This window comes from Halopseudomonas sp., assembly GCF_041579695.1.
Lineage (GTDB): Bacteria > Pseudomonadota > Gammaproteobacteria > Pseudomonadales > Pseudomonadaceae > Halopseudomonas.
This window is the reverse complement of the sequence record NZ_JBFGFI010000001.1, coordinates 204,007-223,567: the sequence shown is the minus strand read 5'-3', so window position 1 is coordinate 223,567 and position 19,561 is coordinate 204,007. Positions and strand designations below refer to the sequence as shown.

At 60.3% G+C, this 19,561-nt stretch carries 13 protein-coding genes; 7 read left to right on the top strand and 6 right to left on the bottom strand.

Annotated elements, in window-relative coordinates:
- On the top strand, nucleotides 1-270 hold a 270-nt coding region (locus tag ABYA88_RS01055), incomplete at its 5' end, for a DUF1294 domain-containing protein (RefSeq protein WP_373184626.1).
- Nucleotides 271-273: 3 nt separating this feature from the next.
- Here the strand turns inward: ABYA88_RS01055 and ABYA88_RS01050 are convergent.
- Both ABYA88_RS01050 and ABYA88_RS01045 read right to left on the bottom strand, forming a co-directional pair.
- On the bottom strand, nucleotides 274-1,863 hold the full coding sequence (locus ABYA88_RS01050) for an ABC-F family ATPase (protein ID WP_373184625.1): 1,590 nt from the start codon (nucleotides 1,861-1,863) through the stop codon (nucleotides 274-276).
- 159 nt (nucleotides 1,864-2,022) lie between these two features.
- Nucleotides 2,023-3,060 carry a sensor histidine kinase gene (locus tag ABYA88_RS01045; RefSeq protein WP_373184623.1) on the bottom strand — a complete coding sequence of 346 codons (1,038 nt, stop codon included), beginning with the start codon at nucleotides 3,058-3,060 and terminating at the stop codon, nucleotides 2,023-2,025.
- A 457-nt stretch (nucleotides 3,061-3,517) separates the two neighbouring features.
- Here ABYA88_RS01045 and ABYA88_RS01040 point away from each other — a divergent pair, with 457 nt between their 5' ends.
- The gene (locus tag ABYA88_RS01040; protein WP_373184621.1) at nucleotides 3,518-7,684 is read left to right on the top strand and encodes a CheR family methyltransferase; all 4,167 of its coding nucleotides are present in this window, start codon (nucleotides 3,518-3,520) and stop codon (nucleotides 7,682-7,684) included.
- 21 nt (nucleotides 7,685-7,705) lie between these two features.
- Here ABYA88_RS01040 and ABYA88_RS01035 read toward each other — a convergent pair whose 3' ends face one another.
- Nucleotides 7,706-8,059 carry a response regulator gene (locus ABYA88_RS01035; RefSeq protein ID WP_373184619.1) on the bottom strand — a complete coding sequence of 118 codons (354 nt, stop codon included), beginning with the start codon at nucleotides 8,057-8,059 and terminating at the stop codon, nucleotides 7,706-7,708.
- Nucleotides 8,060-8,291: 232 nt separating this feature from the next.
- On the opposite strand from ABYA88_RS01035, the gene sodC reads away from it, so the two are divergent.
- Both sodC and ABYA88_RS01025 read left to right on the top strand, forming a co-directional pair.
- Nucleotides 8,292-8,813: a superoxide dismutase [Cu-Zn] SodC gene (gene sodC / locus ABYA88_RS01030; RefSeq protein ID WP_373184617.1), complete on the top strand. Its 522-nt coding sequence runs from the start codon at nucleotides 8,292-8,294 to the stop codon at nucleotides 8,811-8,813.
- A 101-nt stretch (nucleotides 8,814-8,914) separates the two neighbouring features.
- Entirely contained in the window at nucleotides 8,915-9,157 is a 243-nt protein-coding gene (locus ABYA88_RS01025) for a hypothetical protein (RefSeq protein WP_373184615.1), read from the top strand.
- A gap of 20 nt (nucleotides 9,158-9,177) precedes the next feature.
- Here ABYA88_RS01025 and hexR read toward each other — a convergent pair whose 3' ends face one another.
- Nucleotides 9,178-10,053 (bottom strand): transcriptional regulator HexR, encoded by an 876-nt coding sequence (gene hexR / locus ABYA88_RS01020; RefSeq protein WP_373184613.1) that lies wholly within the window; start codon nucleotides 10,051-10,053, stop codon nucleotides 9,178-9,180.
- 102 nt (nucleotides 10,054-10,155) lie between these two features.
- On the opposite strand from hexR, the gene zwf reads away from it, so the two are divergent.
- Complete coding sequence (gene zwf, locus ABYA88_RS01015; protein WP_373184611.1) at nucleotides 10,156-11,631, top strand: glucose-6-phosphate dehydrogenase; 1,476 nt, start codon at nucleotides 10,156-10,158, stop codon at nucleotides 11,629-11,631.
- On the opposite strand, the gene ABYA88_RS01010 is transcribed toward zwf, so the two are convergent.
- The gene (locus tag ABYA88_RS01010; RefSeq protein ID WP_373184609.1) at nucleotides 11,628-14,486 is read right to left on the bottom strand and encodes an EAL domain-containing protein; all 2,859 of its coding nucleotides are present in this window, start codon (nucleotides 14,484-14,486) and stop codon (nucleotides 11,628-11,630) included. The genes zwf and ABYA88_RS01010 overlap by 4 nt on opposite strands.
- A 179-nt stretch (nucleotides 14,487-14,665) precedes the next feature.
- Here ABYA88_RS01010 and uvrD point away from each other — a divergent pair, with 179 nt between their 5' ends.
- Together uvrD and ABYA88_RS01000 are read left to right on the top strand one after the other, a co-directional pair.
- Complete coding sequence (uvrD, locus tag ABYA88_RS01005) at nucleotides 14,666-16,840, top strand: DNA helicase II (protein WP_373184607.1); 2,175 nt, start codon at nucleotides 14,666-14,668, stop codon at nucleotides 16,838-16,840.
- 97 nt (nucleotides 16,841-16,937) lie between these two features.
- Complete coding sequence (locus tag ABYA88_RS01000) at nucleotides 16,938-18,038, top strand: TRAP transporter substrate-binding protein (RefSeq protein ID WP_373184605.1); 1,101 nt, start codon at nucleotides 16,938-16,940, stop codon at nucleotides 18,036-18,038.
- A gap of 236 nt (nucleotides 18,039-18,274) precedes the next feature.
- Here ABYA88_RS01000 and ABYA88_RS00995 read toward each other — a convergent pair whose 3' ends face one another.
- Nucleotides 18,275-19,402: a zinc-binding dehydrogenase gene (locus ABYA88_RS00995; RefSeq protein WP_373184604.1), complete on the bottom strand. Its 1,128-nt coding sequence runs from the start codon at nucleotides 19,400-19,402 to the stop codon at nucleotides 18,275-18,277.
- Between the last annotated feature and the right edge of the window lie 159 nt (nucleotides 19,403-19,561).

Sequence of the window (19,561 nt, the reverse complement as noted above, 5' to 3'; positions counted from 1 at the left end):
GGAGTCAGCCTGCTCAGCTTCTTCATGTACCGCTCCGACAAACGCAGGGCGCAGGAATTGGAGCAACGCACCCCCGAAAACCTGCTGCACCTGTCGGAACTACTCGGCGGCTGGCCTGGCGCACTGATTGCCCAGCAATGGTTTCGCCACAAGACCCGCAAGGCTTCATACCAGACTGTGTTCTGGCTGATTATCGCAGCCCATCAGCTGTTCTGGGCTGACAGACTGCTGCTTGATGGTCGTTACCTGGGGCGCTTGCTGGGTGGCTGAGCCCTATACCGCGACACCCAGTTCACGCAGGTAATCATCGTAGGTACCGTTGAAATCGGTCACGCCGTTTTCGTTCAGCTCGATGATGCGGGTGGCCAGGCTGGAGACGAACTCACGGTCGTGGCTGACGAAGATCAGCGTGCCGGGATAGTTTTCCAGCGCCAGATTCAGGGCCTCGATGGATTCCATGTCCAGGTGGTTGGTCGGTTCGTCCATGATCATCACGTTGGCTTTTTGCAGGATCAGCTTGCCGAACAGCATGCGGCCCTGCTCGCCACCGGAGATCACCTTGACCGATTTGAGGATGTCATCGTTGGAAAACAGCATACGGCCCAGGGTGCCGCGCACCAGCTGCTCGCCGCCGGTGGTCCACTGCGACATCCAGTCAAACAGGGTCCAGTCATTCTTGAAGTCGTCAGCATGTTCCTGGGCAAAATAGCCCAGGTCGGCGCTCTCGGCCCATTTGACGCTGCCGGACATTGGCTCCATCTCGTTGACCAGGGTACGCAGCAAGGTGGTCTTGCCGATGCCGTTGGGGCCGATGATGGCTACACGTTCGCCGGCCTCGATCTGCAGGCTGAGGTTCTTGAACAGCGCCTCGCCGTCAAAGCCCTGGCTGACCCGATCAAGAATCACCGCCTGGCGGTGCAATTTCTTGTTCTGGTCGAATCGGATAAACGGGCTGATCCGGCTGGAAGGCTTGACCTCGTCCAGCTGGATCTTGTCGATCTGCTTGGCCCGGCTGGTGGCCTGCTTGGCCTTGGAGGCGTTGGCGGAAAAGCGGCTGACGAAGGTCTGCAGCTCGGCGATCTGGGCCTTTTTCTTGGCATTGTCCGAGAGCAGACGCTCACGCGCCTGATGCGAGGCCATCATGTATTCGTCGTAGTTGCCGGGGAACAGGCGCAACTCGCAGAAATCCAGGTCGGCCATGTGCGTGCACACGCTGTTCAGGAAGTGCCGGTCGTGGGAAATGATGATCATCGTGCTGTTGCGCATGGTCAGCTGACTTTCCAGCCAGCGGATGGTGTTGATATCCAGGTGGTTGGTCGGCTCGTCGAGCAGCAGCACTTCCGGATCGGAAAACAGCGCCTGGGCCAGCAATACGCGCAGTTTCCAGCCGGGCGCAACCTCGCTCATCGGGCCGCCGTGCTGCTCAAGGGGAATCCCCAGGCCGAGCAGCAGTTCACCGGCGCGCGCTTCAGCGGTGTAACCGTCCATTTCGGCAAACTCGGTCTCGAGTTCGGCAACCTTCATGCCGTCGTCTTCGCTCATCTCCGGCAGGGAATAGATGCGGTCACGCTCGGCGTGAACCTTCCACAGCTCTTCGTGGCCCATGATCACGGTATCCAGCACGCTGAACTGTTCATAGGCGAATTGATCCTGGCGCAGCTTGCCCAGGCGCACGTTCGGCTCAAGCATCACTTGCCCGCCGGAGGGCTCCAGATCGCCACCGAGAATCTTCATGAAGGTGGTTTTGCCCGAGCCATTGGCGCCGATCAGGCCGTAGCGGTTGCCCCCGCCAAACTTGGCCGAGACGTTCTCGAAAAGAGGCTTGGCCCCGAACTGCATGGTGATATTGGCGGTGGAGATCAAAAGAGTGTCCTGCGGGAAAAGAATGGAGTCGCTGCCGAGCGGCATACATGGCCGGGAAAGCGGGCCGCGTATTGTACTGGCTATGCCTGCTTATTGACAGGGGCGTCCGACGAGCGTATTGCACGGCCGCCGGGTAAAACTACCGCAGTACCCCGCTTCTTACTGTTCCAGCTGCGGCAGTGTCAGGGTGAAGGTGATCGAGCCGTTGGCCTGTTCTGCGCTCACGGAACCGTCATGCGCCTGCACGATTGCCGCGCAGATATACAGCCCCATACCCAGGCCGCTCTTAGCATGCATCAGGCTATCGCTGGCGACAGGCCGGAACAACCCGGCCAGTTGTTCCGCGCTCAGCGGTTCGAGCTGGTTGCTGATGGTCAGCTGGCTGCTGTGGTCACCTCTTTCCAGGCGCACTATGGTCGGTATCCGGTTCTGGCCCTGGCTCCGATGACCGTTACCCAGCAGGTGGGCGATGACTTCGGTGTAGCGCCCGGGGTCGACCATCGCTTTTATGCCCGGTTCTATCTGTGACTGGATGAGGAGCTCCGGATAGAGCGCCTGCTCCTCTTTAAGAACGGATTTCAGCAGGACGGAGATGTCGGTTTGTACCGGGTTGATACTGATCTGGTTACCCGCCTGCAAGCGGTTGAGATCACGTATCTGCGAGATCAGACGTTCCATCTTCTTTCCGCCCGCCATGATCAGCTGGCTGAGCTCGGTATCCCTTGTGCTTTGCGGGCGCAGCAGGGCAGCTGACATGGTGATGGACTGCAGGGGATTGGACAAATCATGCCCGAGCCTGCAAATCAGGCTCTGTTGCACACGGTTAGCCGTTGTCGCGCGCATCAGACAGGCCTCGAGGAGGTCAGCGCGTAACGCTGCCGCTGCAGCGACCTCGGCATCGCTCCAGCATAGCTTCTGGCCTTTTTGCTCATCGCGGAACCAGAATAGCCAGCCGTCTTCCGGTGGGCAGAAACATACCGCCAGCACGTGCGCGTCTTCAACTGTTTCCGCCCGCTGCACATCACAGCGATAAATGCCCGACGTCATGGTTTGAGGCATCTGGGCGAGGATTTTCAGCGCTTGATGATCGCAGTCGCCCTCCAGGCTGACGGCTTCATGATTGACCACGATCGCGGCTGCATCGCAGCAGATCGCCCGAGCCAGGCCCAGTTGCGGATTACCCAGGCACTCGAGCAAGCTGCCCGGTCCTTCCGCGACTAGGTTCAGCCGGAGGCGCCGGTCTGTCGCCCTGGGGGGAGGCCGGGTGTCCGGGGCGGCGTTGCTATGCTGTCTTCGGGGTATTGTCATCGTGGGGCCTGGTGGAATGGGCCTGGGCACGGGGCCGGGCCTTGCTGGGCGCAGGTTGTCGGCGGGAAATCCGGCAAGGATGCTACCAGAATAGTTGCAAAGGACAGGACACGAAAGTCGTCATGAATTCTAACCTGTCGATTTCCGCCTGATGTTGTCTCAGATCAAGTAATGGGCATTTTTTTACAACGGCACGGGCCAGCCCCCGCCATTCTGTCTATAATCAGGAAAACCAGACATTGGCCCGCCATCCCGCCTATGTGTTGCTGATTTCTTCGAGCACTCCGCCTGCGAAGGGATATTTGCGAAGCCGAGTGTGGGTGTGTGGCGAGGTCGAGAGGACGTAATGACCAGACCGCCGAACCACCCTGCCACCCAGCCTCCGGGTGTGCCGCAAAACAAGGAGGGCCTTCAGCCCAGCCGGTTGACGTTCCCGGTGGTGGGCATAGGCGCCTCAGCAGGTGGATTGCAGGCTCTGCTGCGCTTCTTTGAAAACATGCCCAATGACAACGGCATGGCATTTGTGGTCATTCTGCATCTTTCGACCCAGCACGAAAGCAACGCAGCGGGCATTCTGCAGGGCGCGACCAGAATGCCGGTGTTGGAGGTAACCGAGCCGGTATCGATCCAGAAAAACCACGTCTATGTGATATCCCCGCGGCAGTTCCTGTCGATGAACGACGGTTATCTGCGGGTCAGCAATCGCGATTCATCCAGCAAGGCGGCGGTGGCCATTGACATGTTCTTTCGCGATCTGGCCGAAGTACACAAGGCGCGCGCCTTTGGTCTGGTGCTCTCAGGTACGGGCGCGGATGGCGCTTTAGGCCTGGCACGACTCAAGGAGCAAGGCGGCGTAACCATCGCCCAGTTGCCGGAAGACGCGGAATACAGCGACATGCCGGCCAATGCTATTGCCACCGGTATGGTCGATCTGGTGCTACCCGTGGAGGAGATGCCCCACAAGCTGATCGAATTGTGGCGCAATGCCCGCAATATCCATATGCCGACCACCGAAGAGTCGGCGATGGAGGCGCGGCGCGAGGCTAACGAAGAGGCAGCTCGGGCGGCAGAAGGCGCCCTGCGCGATATCCTTGCGCAGTTGCTGACCCGCACCGGGCACAACTTCAAGCATTACAAGCGTGCTACGGTGCTCCGCCGAATCGAGCGCCGCATGCAGGTCACGCTGCAGCCGGACCTGGCTTCCTATCTCAAACTGTTGAAAGAGCAGCCCGACGAAACCAAGGCATTGCTCGACGATATGCTGATCGGCGTGACCAATTTTTTTCGCGACCGCGAAGCCTTCGAAGCGCTCGAGCGTGACGTGATCCCGCAGATTATCGAACAGTCAAAAACCCGGCAGGATCAGCACAACACTCTGCGCATCTGGTCAGCGGGTACGTCCACCGGGGAGGAGGCTTACTCGCTGGCGATGCTGTTCAATGATCAGCTGCAGCAGACAAATCACGAGAAGGACTTGCAGGTATTTGCCACCGACATCGATGAGCGCGCGATTGCAGTCGGCCGCGCCGGTATGTATTCCGAGGCAATCGTTACCGATGTTTCCCCGACCCGCCTGCGCCAGTACTTCATCAAGGAGCAGCGACGCTACAGGGTAAAGAAGGAAATTCGCGAGAAGATACTCTTCGCCCAGCACAGCCTGCTGCGTGATCCGCCATTTTCGCAGGTCGACCTGATCTGTTGTCGCAACCTGCTGATCTACCTGGACCGCGAGGCGCAAAGCAGGATTCTGGAGATGTTCCACTTTGCCCTGCGACCGGGCGGCTTTCTGTTTCTGGGTAACTCCGAGTCGGCTGATGTGTGCTCGGAACTGTTTATGCCGGTGGACAAGAAAAACCGGATATTCCGCGCCAGCAGCGGGCCGGTTTCCGGTCGTCAGGTACCCGTACTGCCACTCAATGGCAGCCGTCAGGCTCTGGTTCAGCAGCCCCTGCGTGAAGTCAGCCCACACAAGCAGTCCTTCGCCGAGATTCACCAGCGGGTACTGGAACAATATGCGCCGCCCAGCGTTATCGTGAACCCGGACGCCGAGATCGTGCACATGTCCGACCGCGCCGGGCACTTCCTGCGTTACGTCGGCGGTGAGCCCTCACACAATCTGCTCTCACTGATCCGCCCGGAACTGCGGCTGGAGCTGCGTACGGCTCTGTTTCAGGCCAATCAGAGCGGCAAGAGTGTCGAGGCGCGGCGCGTCAAGATCATGCGCGGCGAGCGCCCTTTCTATGTGAACATGGTGGCGCGGCCATTCAAGAACGGGCTCGATGGCAAGGAGTTTGTTCTGGTGCTGTTCGACGAGGTCGAAGGCACGATGAGCAGCGATGCGGACGAGCCGCGTGACGAGGCCAAAGACAGCGTTCTGTCGCAGCTCGAAGAGGAGCTGCAACGCACCAAGCTGCAGCTGCAGAACACCCTCGAACAGTCCGGCACCTCCACCGAAGAGCTCAAGGCCTCCAACGAAGAGCTGCAGGCCATTAACGAAGAGCTGCACTCGGCAACCGAGGAACTGGAAACCAGCAAGGAAGAGCTGCAGTCGATCAATGAGGAGCTGACCACGGTCAACTACGAACTCAAATGCAAGGTCGAGGAAACCAGCAAGATCAATGATGACCTGCAAAACCTGATCACCTCGACCGATATTGCTACGATATTCGTCGACCGCGGTATGCGCATCAAATGGTTCACCCCGCGCGCGACGGAGATTTTCAGCATGCTTCCGGTCGATTCCGGGCGTCCCTTACTGGATATCACCCATCGTCTCGAATACGACAACCTGGCGGCCGATGCGGCTCAGGTGTTCGAGACCCTGGGCCTGATCGAGCGCGAAGTGCGCAGCCATGACAACCGCTGGTATATCGCCCGGTTGCTGCCCTACCGTACCAGCGAAGACCACATTGAAGGCGCGGTACTGACCTTTATCGACATCACCGGGCGCCGTGCGGCGGAAGAAGAACTGCGTCTGGGCGAGGAGCGCATGCGTCTGGTGGCTGAAAGCACCCAGGATTACGCCATCATCGTGCTGGACGCCGAGGGCGTCATTACCAGTTGGAACCGGGGCGCGGAGCTGATCTTCGGCTACAGCAAGCAGGAGGTGCTCGGACGGCCAAGCAGTCTGATTTTTGTTCCCGAAGATCGCGATGCTGGCCTGCCGGCCGATGAACTGCGCCGGGCCAGGGAGAGCGGGCGCGCCGAGGATGAGCGCTGGCACCTGCGCAAGGATGGATCTCGTTTCTATTGCAGTGGCGTGGTCAATCCGGTTGAGCAGGACGGTTTTCGCGGCTACGTGAAGATCGCCCGCGACCTCACCGAGCGACAGCAACAGCAGGCGGCACGCGAGCGCGAGCTGACCGAGACGCAGAACACCATACAGCTCAAGGACGAGTTCTTTGCGGTGATGTCCCACGAGCTCAAGCATCCACTGAATCTGATCCAGCTCAACGCCAAGTTGCTCGACCGGCTGCAGGTAACCAAAACCAGTCCGGCGGCCTCCAAGGCGGTGAAGACCATTCACGAAGCAGTCACCAGCCAGGCCCAGATCATTGATGACCTGCTGGATGTGTCCCGCGTGCGTACCGGCAAGCTGAAGTTGCAGCGCAGCGAAGTCGACCTTGGGAAACTGATCAAAGACATAGTCGACGTAGTCGGCGCGGACGAGCGCGGTCGTCAGCTCGACCTGAATATCGAGGCGTCCGAGTCGTCGCCGTTGACCGTTGATGCGGATCAGGTCCGGGTCGAGCAGATCATCTGGAACCTGTTGAACAATGCCCTGAAATTCACGCCGGAAGACAGCGGCATCACCATCAATGCGCTGCGCGATGGTGAACGGGCCAAGGTCGAGGTGATAGACGAGGGTCAGGGCATAGCCCCGGAATATCTCGACAAGGTGTTCGATCTCTTCGGCCAGGCGGAAACCCAGCATGCGCGGCTGCACCGCGAAGGGTTGGGCATTGGTCTCTCACTGGTGCGCCAGTTGGCCGAAGCCCATGGCGGAGAGGTAACGGTCTACTCCGCTGGAGAGGGTAAGGGCAGTACTTTCACGCTCTGGCTGCCTCTTTACGCGGCGCAGGAGCGGCGTCAGGCGAGCATCGCGACCGAATCCGAGCAGGCCCGGATGCGCGGCCTGCACGTCCTGTTGGTCGACGACTCACCTGAGGTGCTGGAGGTGATGCAGTTGCTGCTCGACACCGAGGAGGCCGAGGTAACCAGCTTTGTCAGTCCATTCGAGGCTCTGGAGGCCGCAAAGCAGCAGGACTTCGATCTGATCATCTCCGATATCGGCATGCCGCAGATGGACGGCTACGAGCTGATGCGGGCGCTGCGGGCGTTGCCCGGCTATGCACAGGTGCCAGCCATTGCCCTCACCGGTTACGGCAATGTGCGGGACGCAGAGAGGGCGCGGGAAGCCGGTTTTGACCTGCACCTGGGCAAACCGGTGTCCTACGATGGGCTGATCGAGGCAGTCACCCGCCTCAAGCTCGAGAAGCAGTCAGCCGGCTAGATGTTTGATGCGGCCGCCCGATCACCTGGCCGGGGAGGTAAACTGTGAAAGGGTTTCGGCCAACTGCTGGATGTCATAGGGCTTGCAGAACAGTGGCCGGTTCTCCCACTCGGGCGGCAGCCCTGCAGAACCGTAGCCGGTGGTAAAGGCGAATGGCACCCCACGTTCCTCCAGCAGCCGCGCGACGGGAAACACCTCATCTGGTCCAAGTCCGACATCCAGCAACGCCGCATCCAGGGCAAGCGATCCCGCCAGCGCCCGCGCCTGCTCCAGGGTCGAGGCAATGGCAGCTATCTCGAACCCCTGGTCCGTCAGCATCTCCTCCAGCAACGTGGCGATAACGGGCTCGTCTTCCACAATCAGTATTCGGGTCATCTGATCTATCAACCTTGTCTTGGTCTAGTGGCGCAGGTTCTGCGGTCTTGTAGTGCGCTTCGATATTCGGTGGCCATACAGATGTGATTGTGACAATGCGCATCCGTTCAAGAAAGCTGCCGTCGATTACTTCCGCGCCGGGAACACGTCGGCCCCGGTCCGGTCCAACGGGCTGTAGGCGGGGCCCGGCAGGTTCTGTGCCAGCGTTCATTGGCATCTTGAGGAATACAGTATGAAATCTATCCATTGGCTGGCGATTGCCGGCAGTCTGGCAATCGGCAGTGTTCATGCAGCGGAAACACAGGTCACCATGCACCTGGTCGACGATGATGGGGCAGGGCAGTCCATCGGTCAGGTCACGGTGCAGGAAACCGCACACGGGCTGCTGTTCACGCCTGATCTGAAGCAGCTCGACGCGGGGTTTCATGGCTTCCATGTGCATCAGCACGGTTCCTGTGAGCCGAAGGAAAAAGATGGCAGCATGACCGCGGCCGCGGCAGCCGGGGGGCACTTGGATCCCAACGGGGCGGGATCGCACAAGGGTCCGTATGAGCAGGGCCATCTGGGTGATCTGCCGGCGCTGTACGTCAACGTCGACGGCGAGGCCGAAGTACCGGTGCTTGCGCCACGGCTGGAGCGTCTGCAGCAGATCGACGGCAAGGCGTTGATAATTCACGCCCAGGGCGACAACTACTCTGACGATCCCAAGCCTCTGGGGGGTGGTGGCGCCCGCGTCGCCTGTGGTGTGATCTGAATACCCTTACCTGACTCGCCAACGGCACGACAAAATGAGGATATTCAAGGCAACAGCCCCGGCCAACACCCTTTATCAATGTACTGGCATGGCTCTTTATCGTGCTGGCAGGCATCGGGAGACTGACCGGCGTGCTGCAGAATCTGGCGGTGTATTTCTGGCCTCCGCTGGTCGGCGGTGCGCCGCTGGACACGTCTGTAGCGGCATACGAGCCGGCACTGCAGACGACCAGCGGGCTGTCGGTCATGGCCGGCATGCTGTTTTCGCTGCTGCTGTGTCTTTTACTCTGCTGGGTTGTGTGGCAACTGTGCCGCGCAGACGTGGCGGCACAATTCCGCGGCTAGCTGGTCCGCCGCCAGCTGGCTCAATCGTTGCTGTCGAGGTTGCGCTGGCCAGCCTTGTGGGTCAGGCGCAGGCCGCGCAGGCTGCGCTTGACGTTCTTGAGGTGGTTGACCAGCGCGGGCCCGCGGCGCATAGCCATGCCCATGGCGAGGACATCGATGACCACCAGATGGGCGATCCGCGAGGACAGCGGGGTATAGATATCGGTGTCTTCGGTGACATCGATGGCAATGTGAATCTGTGCCAGCTCGGCCAGCGGTGTGTGGCTGGGGCATAGGCTTATCAGCGTGGCGCCGGTCTCACTGACCAGTGCTGCCGAATGCAGCAGGTCCTTGGTGCGCCCGGTTTGCGAGATGGTTACCGCCACATCCTGCGGCCCCAGGGTGACCGCTGACATCGCCTGCATATGGGGGTCGGAGTAGGCTGCGGTGGACACCTGCAGACGGAAGAACTTGTGCTGCGCGTCGCTGGCCACCGCGCCGGAGGCACCAAAGCCGTAAAACTCCACGCGACGGGCGCTGCTCAGCGCATCAATGGCCTGTTCTACCTTGTCCGGATCGAGGCGTTCACGTACATCCATCAGCGTAGCCAGGGTGGTGTCGAAGATCTTGTGCGACAGCTGGCCGACGTTGTCGTCCTCACTGATCGAGAACTGGCCGAAGCTGGCGCCTGCCGCCAGACTCTGCGCCAGTCGCAGTTTCAGATCCTGGAATCCGGTGCAGCCGATCGCCCGGCAGAAACGCACGATGGTGGGTTCGCTGATGCCAACTTCCCGCGCCAGGTCCGCCATGGAGGAATGCATGACATCGGCTGCATGAGCGAGCACATGGTCGGCGACCTTGAGTTCGGATTTGCGCAGCTGCTGGCGACTGGCGGCGATATGCTGGAGCAGGTTCACGTGGGCTTCATGCGCTCTGGCTTCATGGTAGTCTGGGGCCGGTATCTCCGGATTTCTTGTAGTTATACTACAAATCCTGTCCCACTGCCTTCATCCGGGAGAATGAGCGTGTCGGTGCAACACAGCGAGCCTTGCGACATTGTAGTTTTCGGCGGGACCGGCGATCTGGCCCTGCGCAAACTTCTGCCGGCGCTTTACTACCTCCACCGCGATCGGCATCTGCACCCCGATAGCCGAATCCTGTCGGTCGCGCGTGCGCGGCATGACGAGACCGGCTACCGCCAACTGGTGAAACGCCATCTGGGGCAGTACCTGGCGCCCGGCGACTTTGACGAGACCGCCTGGTCCAGCTTCGCCGATCGCCTGGACTTTATTACGCTGGACGCTAGCCAGCGGGTGGAATTTCCGCGCCTGGCCAAAGCGCTGGGTACCCGACCCGACCGAATCAGGGTGTTCTACCTGGCGATCTTTCCCGAGCTTTTTGCGGCTACCGCGCAGCACCTGGCCTCGGTCGGGCTGGCTGACAAGCAGGCGCGCATCGTGCTGGAGAAACCTGTGGGCCAGAGCCTGGAAACGGCCAACCAGATCAATGATGGTATTGGCAGGGTGTTTGACGAATCCCGGGTTTTTCGCATCGATCATTACCTGGGCAAGGAAACCGTGCAGAATCTGCTGGCGCTGCGCTTCGGCAACAATCTTTTCGAGCCGCTGTGGCGTAACGCGCACATAGATCACGTGCAGATCAGTGTGCTGGAAACCGTGGGAGTGGAGAGCCGCGGCGCCTACTACGACAACGCTGGCGCAATGCGCGACATGGTGCAGAACCACCTGTTGCAGCTGTTGTGCCTGGTGGCAATGGAAGCGCCGGTGCATTTCGAGCCCGAGGCGGTGCGTAACGAAAAGCTGAAGATTCTGGAAGCGCTGCGACCTATCACCGGTCTCGATGTGCAGGATCGCACCGTGCGCGGCCAGTATTCCAGGGGTGTGCGCGCCGGCGAAAAACTGCCGGCCTATTACTTTGAAAAAAGCGTGGACCACGACAGCAACATCGAGACCTTTGTCGCGCTCAAGGCTGAGGTCGACAACTGGCGCTGGGCCGGCGTGCCGTTTTATTTGCGGACGGGCAAGAGTCTGGCGCAGCGCAAATCCGAAATTGTCATTCAGTTCAAGCCGGTGCCTTACCGTCTGTTCGGTCAGGGCAGCGAGGCGCCGGCGCATAACCGCCTGGTGATCCGGCTGCAGCCGGACGAGAGTATTCGCTTGTCATTGATGGCAAAACGTCCGGGCCGCGGGATGAATCTGCAGGATGTGGATCTGGATCTGAACTTTGCCGAGGCATTCACCAAGCGCCGCTGGGATGCCTACGAGCGGCTGCTGCTGGATGTGATCAGCGGTGACGCCACGCTCTTCATGCGGCGCGACGAGATCGAGGCGGCCTGGGGCTGGGTCGACCCGATCATCCACGGCTGGTCGGACTATTATCGCTCGCCAAAGCGCTACGCAGCCGGCAGCTGGGGTCCGGTGGCGGCTGACAGTCTGCTGGAAAGGCTGGGGCATCGCTGGCTCGACCAGCGTTAGGCTTCGGCGCTTTCGGTCAAAAGCGTGGTGAATTCCGCCGCCGTGACAGGGCGGCTGATCAGGTAACCCTGCACTTCGTCACACAGGTGTTCCTTGAGAAATTCCAGCTGGCCATCATGCTCCACGCCCTCGGCGACCACAATCAGATCCAGGCTGTGGGCCATCGCGATGATTGCGCGAATGATGGCGGCATCCTGGCTGCGTGGGCGCTGGGGGCTGTGCTCGTCGAGTTCGCCGATGAAGGCGCGATCGATCTTCAGCGTCGAGATCGGAAAACGCTTCAGGTAGGCCAGCGAAGAGTAACCGGTACCGAAGTCGTCGATTGCCAGACGAATACCCATGTGTTTCAGCTGGGCGATATTTTCTGCGACCGCATCCACATGCTCGAGCAGCATGCTCTCGGTCAGTTCGAACTCCAGCATGCTGGCGGGTAACCGGGTCTGCTCGAGAATCTGCTGGACCCGTGCAGCGAAGTTCGACTGGCGCAGTTGCTGGACCGAGAGGTTGACGGCGATGCAAATCGGCGCCGGGCCGCGGTGATACCACGCGCTGGCCTGAACGCACGCCTTGGTCAATACCGCATCGCCCAGGGCGATGATCATGCCGGTTTCCTCGGCTATCTCGATAAAGGCTCCCGGCAGCAGCAGGCCCTGTTCGGGGTGCTGCCAGCGCACCAGTGCTTCGGCGCCCTGTATGCGATCACTGGCCAGGTGCAGCTTGGGTTGGTAATGAAGAATCAGCTGATCCTCATCCAGTGCCTTGCGCAGCTGGTTTTCCAGTTGCAGGCGCGCCAGGCTGTAGCCGGGCAGTTGCTCGGTGAAGAACTGGAAGCTGTTGCCGCCCAGATGCTTGGCATGCTGCATTGCCTGATTGGCCTGGGTGATCAGCACCAGGCTGTCGCGAGCCGTGCGGGGAAACTCGCTGATGCCGATGGACGCGGTGACCACCAGTTCGTGCTCGCCGATAACCAGCGGTAGCCGCAGAAAATCGAGTATCAGGCCGGCCCGGTGCTCGAGGCGCTCACGGCTGGTGTCCTGCTCGATGATGATGACGAATTCGTCGGCCGACAGCCGGGCCAGGGTGTCGGTGTCAGGTGTGACCTCGCGCAGCCGCAGGGCTACCTGGCGCAGCAGCTCGTCGGCTACCGCGTGGCCCAGGGTGTCGTTGATGTGCTTGAAACGATCCAGATCCACATGCATCAGCGCCAGGTTCTGGCCGAGTTGCCTGGCTCTGGCGGTGGATTCCTGCAGGCGCTGGGTAAACATGCTGCGATTGGCCAGTCCCGTCAGACTGTCGTGGCTGGTCAGGTATTGCAGCTTCTCTTCGGTCTGGCGCCGCACGCTGAGGTCGGCAAAGAAACCCACATAATGGGTGACGTTGCCGGCGGTATTGCGCACCACCGTCAACTGCAGCCACTGTGGATAGAGCTCGCCGCTGCGGCGCTGACTGATGCGCTCGCCTTCCCAGCGATCGTTGTTCTCCAGGATGTCACACAAAGCCTGAAAGTTGGGCTGGTTCTTGGTCACCTTATTGGTGTCGACGATGGGCACCCCTACAACGTCTTCGGCGGCAAAGCCGGTGATCACGCTGAAGGCGTTGTTCACGGTAAGAATTCGCAGATCCGGGTCGAGAATGAAAATGCCTTCGGCTGTTGCCTCGAACACCGTTGCCGCCAGCTTTGCCTGTTCATCATGGATCTTGCGCGCGCTGATGTCGCGTCGGGTACCGATCATTCGCAACACGCGGCCATTGGCGTCGTGCTCCACTGCCCTGCCACTGTCTTCTACCCATACCCAGCGTCCATCGGCGTGCCGAACGCGATATTCGATACGGTAGGAGTTCGTCAGCATGCGCATGTGGTTGATCAGGGTGCTGCGCACCAGCTCAGTATCATCGGGATGTACCCGAGGAGCCAGATGTGCACGCATGGACGTGACCGAGTGAGTGGGCAGGCCGAATATTTCCTCGAGATGCGAGTGGGCCACCTCGTCGGTTTCCAGATTCCAGTCCCAGAGACCGAGCTGGCTGGCGTCCATCGCCAACGTAAGCTGTGTCTGGCTGGACTTCAGTGCGGCGCTGGCCTGTTCCAGCTCGGCGGTCCGCAGCGTCACGTGCTCCTCAAGCACCCCGTGGCTGTCACGCAAACTCTGCTCGGCCTGTCGCCGCTGCTGGATCTCCTGGGTCAGCTGATGGTTAAGATCTTCTGATTGGCGGCGTGCTTCCTCAAGCCTGCCGACCAGCAATTCATTGTGCAGACCGGCCTGCAGAGCCATTTTGATGGAGCGGTTGATAAACGCGGCTCCCATCAGCAGGCAGCAGAACAGAATGCTGCCCATCATCCCCCAGTAGGGGCTGGAGGCGTCATCCTGCAGCAACAGGTAAAGACTGGGTAACAGCCATCCGGTCAGCGCGAAAGCGAGGAATGCCCTGAAGCGATAGGCGTAGATAACGCTGACGCACACGGATATTCCTGCCGTCAACGCATAGGCGGGTGCCTGCAGCATGAAGTTATCGGCTGGCACCAGGGCGATGTGCACCCAGCCCAGACACAAACCAGATGCCAGGTTGCCCAGATATAACATGGCCGGCCAGCGCAGCCTCACCCGTTGAGATTCAGGGGCGTTCTGGTAGCGGCGTACCAGCATCACGCGCAATAGCGTCAGTACGCCGAGCACGCCAGTCCAGCTCAGTAGCTGCAGGTGACTGGTGTGCGACCACAACAGCGGAAGCATCGCCACCGCGTTGAACATGATCAGCCATTGCGGCAGACGCGCAAAGGCGAACAGCATATCCAGTGCGCGCAGGCGCAGGTGCTGTTGAGGCACAACCGGTTGTGAGGTTGACGTAAACGTCATTTTGACGTGATTCCCTTGGCACTCGATGATTCTTGTTATATTTCGATCGAGTGCAACCTTACACCAGCGCCCTGGCCCGGCACAGCCCAAACGCGCCGATAAACTCAAAACAAGGCGTCTGGACTGCACTTTGCAGCCATTTTTTCCGGCTTCGCTGTGCGTGCTGGTAGAATGCCGCGATGGATATTTCACATCTGCTCAATTCCCTAAACGATGCCCAGCGCCAGGCCGTTACCGCCGCGCCTGGACAGCAACTGGTTCTGGCCGGTGCCGGCTCAGGCAAGACCCGCGTTCTGGTCCACCGGATTGCCTGGCTGGTCGAGGTTGAAAAGGCGTCGCCCTGGAGCATTCTCTCGGTCACCTTTACCAATAAGGCAGCCCACGAGATGCGTCACCGCATCGAGCAACTGCTCGGCATCTCGCCACAGGGCATGTGGGTCGGCACCTTTCACGGTCTGGCACACCGGCTGCTGCGCGCGCACTGGCGTGAGGCCGGCCTGGCCGAGCAGTTTCAGATACTCGATAGCGACGATCAGATGCGCCTGGTCAAGCGGGTCATCCGCGAGCTGGGGCTGGACGAGAACCAGTGGGCGCCGCGGCAGGCCCAGTGGTGGATCAACGGGCAGAAAGATGAAGGGCTGCGTCCCCAGAACATCCAGCCAGCCGGCGATCTGTTTCTGACCACCATGCTGAAGATCTATCAGGGCTACGAGCAGGCCTGCGCGCGTGCCGGCGTGGTCGACTTTGCCGAGCTGTTACTGCGCTCGCTGGAGCTCTGGCGCGACAACGACTCACTGCGCGAGCAGTACCAGGCCCGCTTCAGGCATATGTTGGTGGACGAGTTCCAGGACACCAACGCGGTGCAGTACGCCTGGTTGCGACTGATTGCCGGCAAGAACCCCAGCCTGATGGTGGTGGGTGACGATGACCAGTCGATCTATGGCTGGCGTGGCGCCAAGGTCGAAAATATCTACCAGTTCCAGCGCGACTACCCCAGCTCCGAGCTGATCCGTCTCGAGCAGAACTACCGCTCCACCGCGTGCATTCTCAAGGCGGCCAACGCGCTGATCGAGCAGAACGCCGGACGCATGGGCAAAGAGCTGTGGACCGAAGGTTCTGAAGGCGAGCCGATCTCCCTGTATGCCGGCTTCAACGAGCAGGATGAGGCGCGCTTTATCGTCGAGCGCATCGACCAAGCGGTGACGGAAGGGATGTCGCGCAGCGAGATTGCCATCCTCTACCGCTCCAACGCGCAGTCGCGAGTGCTTGAGGAAGCGTTGCTGCGCGCGGCCATTCCCTATCGTATCTACGGCGGTCAGCGCTTCTTCGAGCGCGCCGAAATCAAGAATGCGATGGCCTATATGCGCCTGGTCGCCAACCGTGGCGACGACGGCGCGCTGGAGCGGATTATCAACCTGCCGACACGCGGCATCGGCGACAAGACCGTCGAGACCTTGCGCCAGCACGCCCGCCAGCAGGATGTGTCGATGTGGCAGGCGGCCTGCGACCTGCTCGACAACAAGGGCTTGCCTGGTCGGGCGGCCAACGCCGTGCAGACCTTTTGCGAACTGATCGAAGAAATCACCGTGCGGGTCGAGGGCGTGCCCCTGTACAGCATGGCCCAGCAGGTCATCGAGCAGAGCGGACTGCTGCGCTTTCATGAAAACGAGAAGGGCGAGAAGGCCCAGGCGCGGGTGGAAAACCTCGAAGAGCTGGTGTCGGCTGCCCGCGCCTTCGAGAACGATCAGGCCGACGAGGAAGCCGAGGGCGACACCTTGCTGGCGTTCCTTGCCCATGCTTCGCTGGAGGCGGGCGAAACCCAGGCGGATCGTTTCGAGGACAGCGTACAGCTGATGACGCTGCACAGCGCCAAGGGCCTGGAGTTTCCGCTGGTGTTTCTGGCCGGCGTCGAGGAAGGACTGTTCCCGCACAAGATGAGCCTGGAAGAGCCCGGACGGCTGGAGGAAGAACGTCGCCTGGCCTACGTCGGCATCACTCGCGCCATGCAGCAGCTGGTGATTACCTGGGCGGAAACCCGCCGGCTTTACGGCAGCGAGACCTTCAATAAGGTATCGCGTTTTGTCCGCGAAATCCCCACTGAACTGATCCGCGAAGTCCGCCTGGGCAGTCAGGTCAGCCGGCCCTTTGGCCCGGCAAAAACCGGTCTGTTTGCGGCAGAGGCAACCGAGAGTACTGGCTTCGCCCTGGGCCAGCGGGTGATGCATTCGCTGTTCGGTGAAGGAGTGGTGCTGAACTACGAAGGCCAGGGCGCCCAGGCGCGCATCCAGGTCAATTTCGATGATGAAGGCAGCAAGTGGTTGATGGTTGCCTACGCCAAGCTGCAAGCCCTGTAATAGCAGCGCCACGTACACCGTCATTCCCGCGAACGCGGGAATCCATTTTTACAGAATCAGCCTCACACAGCCGCCAACAAAAAGAGAACCTGAAAAAATGAAACGCCGCCAACTCCTTACCGTCGCCGGCCTCGGGCTCGGCGCCGTTGCCCTCACCGGATGCTCAGACCAGACCGCCACCAAAGCCGAGCACCCAACCCCGTCCGAACAACGCTTCAAGTGGAAGATGGTCACCTCCTGGCCCAAGAACTTCCCGGGCCTGGGCACCACCGCCGAACGTTTTGCCGAGACGGTCAGCGCAATGTCCAATGGACGTCTCACGGTTCAGGTGTTTGCCGCGGGAGAACTGGTTCCTGCACTGGAAGTCTTCGATGCGGTATCCAGCGGTACTGCAGAGCTGGGCCACAGTGCTGCCTATTACTGGAAAGGCAAAAGCGCTGCAGCCCCGTTCTTCACCGCCGTACCCTTCGGCATGAACGCCCAGGAAATGAACGCCTGGCTGTATGAAGGTGGCGGGCTGGAGCTATGGCAGCAAGCCTACGAATCCGCAGGCATCCTGCCACTCCCATGCGGCAACACAGGCGTGCAGATGGCCGGCTGGTTCAACAAGGAAATCAACAGCCTGGAGGATCTGCGCGGCCTGAAGATCCGCATGCCCGGTTTCGGCGGCGAAGTGCTCGCCCGCGCCGGCGCCACCACCGTCAACCTGCCCGGCAGCGAAATATTCAGCGCCCTGCAGAACAACGTCATCGATGCCACCGACTGGGTCAGCCCCTACAACGACCTGGCCTTCGGCCTGCACCAGGCCGCCAAGTACTACTACTACCCCGGCTGGCAGGAGCCCTGTGCGGTGCTGGAGCTGAGCATCAACCAGGCCGCCTTCGATCAATTGCCCGCAGACCTGCAAGGCATCGTCCGCGAAGCGGCCCGGGCCACCAACCAGTTCATGCTGGACGAATACACTCGCCGTAACGCCGACGCCCTCAACACCCTGGTGAACGAGCACAACGTAGACCTGCGCCGCCTGCCGGATGAAGTGCTCGCGCGCTTGCGTGAGTTGTCCATGGAAGTGCTGGAAGAAACCGCCAACGCCGGTGCGCTGAACCGCCAGGTGTGGGACTCGATGGAAGCCTTCCGCGAGAAAGTATGGGCCTATCACGCGATCAGTGAGCAGGCGATGTACGGATTACGGGGTTGATAGCGGGATTTTCGATCCGTCGCCCATGGGCACCTTTCACCGGTGAGCAATCGGCATGCGTTGGTTATAAAGTGCGGCAAGTGCCGGTCCCATACTTCCGCGCCAACTGAAAGTCTGGTTTTTTGCTGAAGCTGGGGATCAATGGGTCAATGGGGTCAGAGTCATTGCTCGGCAGGATTACCTTTGTGCAGGCGCTGAAGCCAATCCGACTCCAGCGCCCGACAAGACGCTAAGCGTTAGCTCTGCGGTTTGATCAGGAACTTCTCTCCGGTAGCCTGTTTGCCGTAAACCGAGATCGCATCCAGTTGTAACGCGCCGGCCAAGGATACTTCGTGAGTGTAGTGGCTGGCGAAGGTGGTCTTGATTTCGGCGGCTATGCGTTTGCGCATGGCGGCGACGGTGTCGTTACCCAGCTTTCCTAACGCGTTGAACAACAGGAAGCCGTTCACACCCCAGGCAAAACCAAAGGTGCGGTTCAGCGTGATCGGGCCGCGATCAAGACCGCCGTAGATATAAACCTGTTTGAAGATGGTAGATCCATACACGCTGTATTCAGTGATGTCACGCGAGACTGCGGCTTCCATACAGGTGAGAATATCGCTGGCCAGACGGCCGCCACCGATGGGATCGAAGGCGATAGTCGCGCCGGTTTCGATCAGTGCCTGGGTCAGGTCGGCCATAAAGCTGTCGCTACTGGAGTTGACCACGTACTTGGCACCTTGCTCGCGCAGCAAGGCTTCCTGTTCCGGCTTGCGGACGATATTGACCAGGTCGATGCCGTCGGCGATGCAGATGCGGTTGAGCATTTGTCCGAGGTTGGAGGCGGCAGCAGCGTGAACGATCGCCTTGTGACCTTCAGCGCGCATGGTTTCTACCATGGTCAATGCCGTCAGCGGGTTAACAAAGCTGGAAGCGCCCTCGACTGCAGTCGTACCCGGCTCCAGTTCCAGACAGCTTTGCACATTGGCACGCAGGTATTTGCGGTAGCTACCACCGCCAATGAACGCAACGGTTTTACCCATCAGGCTTTGCGCAGCGGCTGATGAGCCAGCAGCGATGACTGTACCGGCGCCTTCGTTACCCACGGGTATAGACTTGCCAACCCGCTTTTTAACCGCACCCATGAACTTGGCCGGCACATCGGCAGTGATGACCGGGCGATCGGCGCTACCGGATTGCTTGGCAGTGGTCATATCGGCCGCGCTGAACATCACTCCCAGGTCAGACGGGTTGATAGGGGCGGCTTCGACGCGGATGACCACTTCGTTTTCGCCTGGTTGGGGGGTCTCGATCTCGCGCAGGGCAAGTTCCAGCTTGTTGTCTTCGCTGATGGTTGAAATAAGTTCAATGTTGGTGTCTGACATTCTTTTTCTCCTGGAAAAACTAAAATTGAATCAATGGGGCCAGATGAACATTTCCCAGCATACAGCTTTAGCTGCCGTCCCCCTAAGACGACCCTGCCGCCAGAATGTTCAGGTATTCATTGAACCGCTGCGGCGCCGCTGCTGCGTACGCACTGCGTC

Excerpts from the sequence above, each read along its gene's own strand:
- ABYA88_RS01010 (WP_373184609.1), bottom strand. The coding sequence starts at position 14,486 with ATGACGTTTACGTCAACCTCACAACCGGTTGTGCCTCAACAGCACCTG.
- ABYA88_RS01035 (WP_373184619.1), bottom strand. The coding sequence starts at position 8,059 with ATGACCCGAATACTGATTGTGGAAGACGAGCCCGTTATCGCCACGTTG.
- sodC (WP_373184617.1), top strand. The coding sequence starts at position 8,292 with ATGAAATCTATCCATTGGCTGGCGATTGCCGGCAGTCTGGCAATCGGC.
- zwf (WP_373184611.1), top strand. The coding sequence starts at position 10,156 with ATGAGCGTGTCGGTGCAACACAGCGAGCCTTGCGACATTGTAGTTTTC.
- ABYA88_RS01000 (WP_373184605.1), top strand. The coding sequence starts at position 16,938 with ATGAAACGCCGCCAACTCCTTACCGTCGCCGGCCTCGGGCTCGGCGCC.
- uvrD (WP_373184607.1), top strand. The coding sequence starts at position 14,666 with ATGGATATTTCACATCTGCTCAATTCCCTAAACGATGCCCAGCGCCAG.
- ABYA88_RS00995 (WP_373184604.1), bottom strand. The coding sequence starts at position 19,402 with ATGTCAGACACCAACATTGAACTTATTTCAACCATCAGCGAAGACAAC.
- ABYA88_RS01040 (WP_373184621.1), top strand. The coding sequence starts at position 3,518 with ATGACCAGACCGCCGAACCACCCTGCCACCCAGCCTCCGGGTGTGCCG.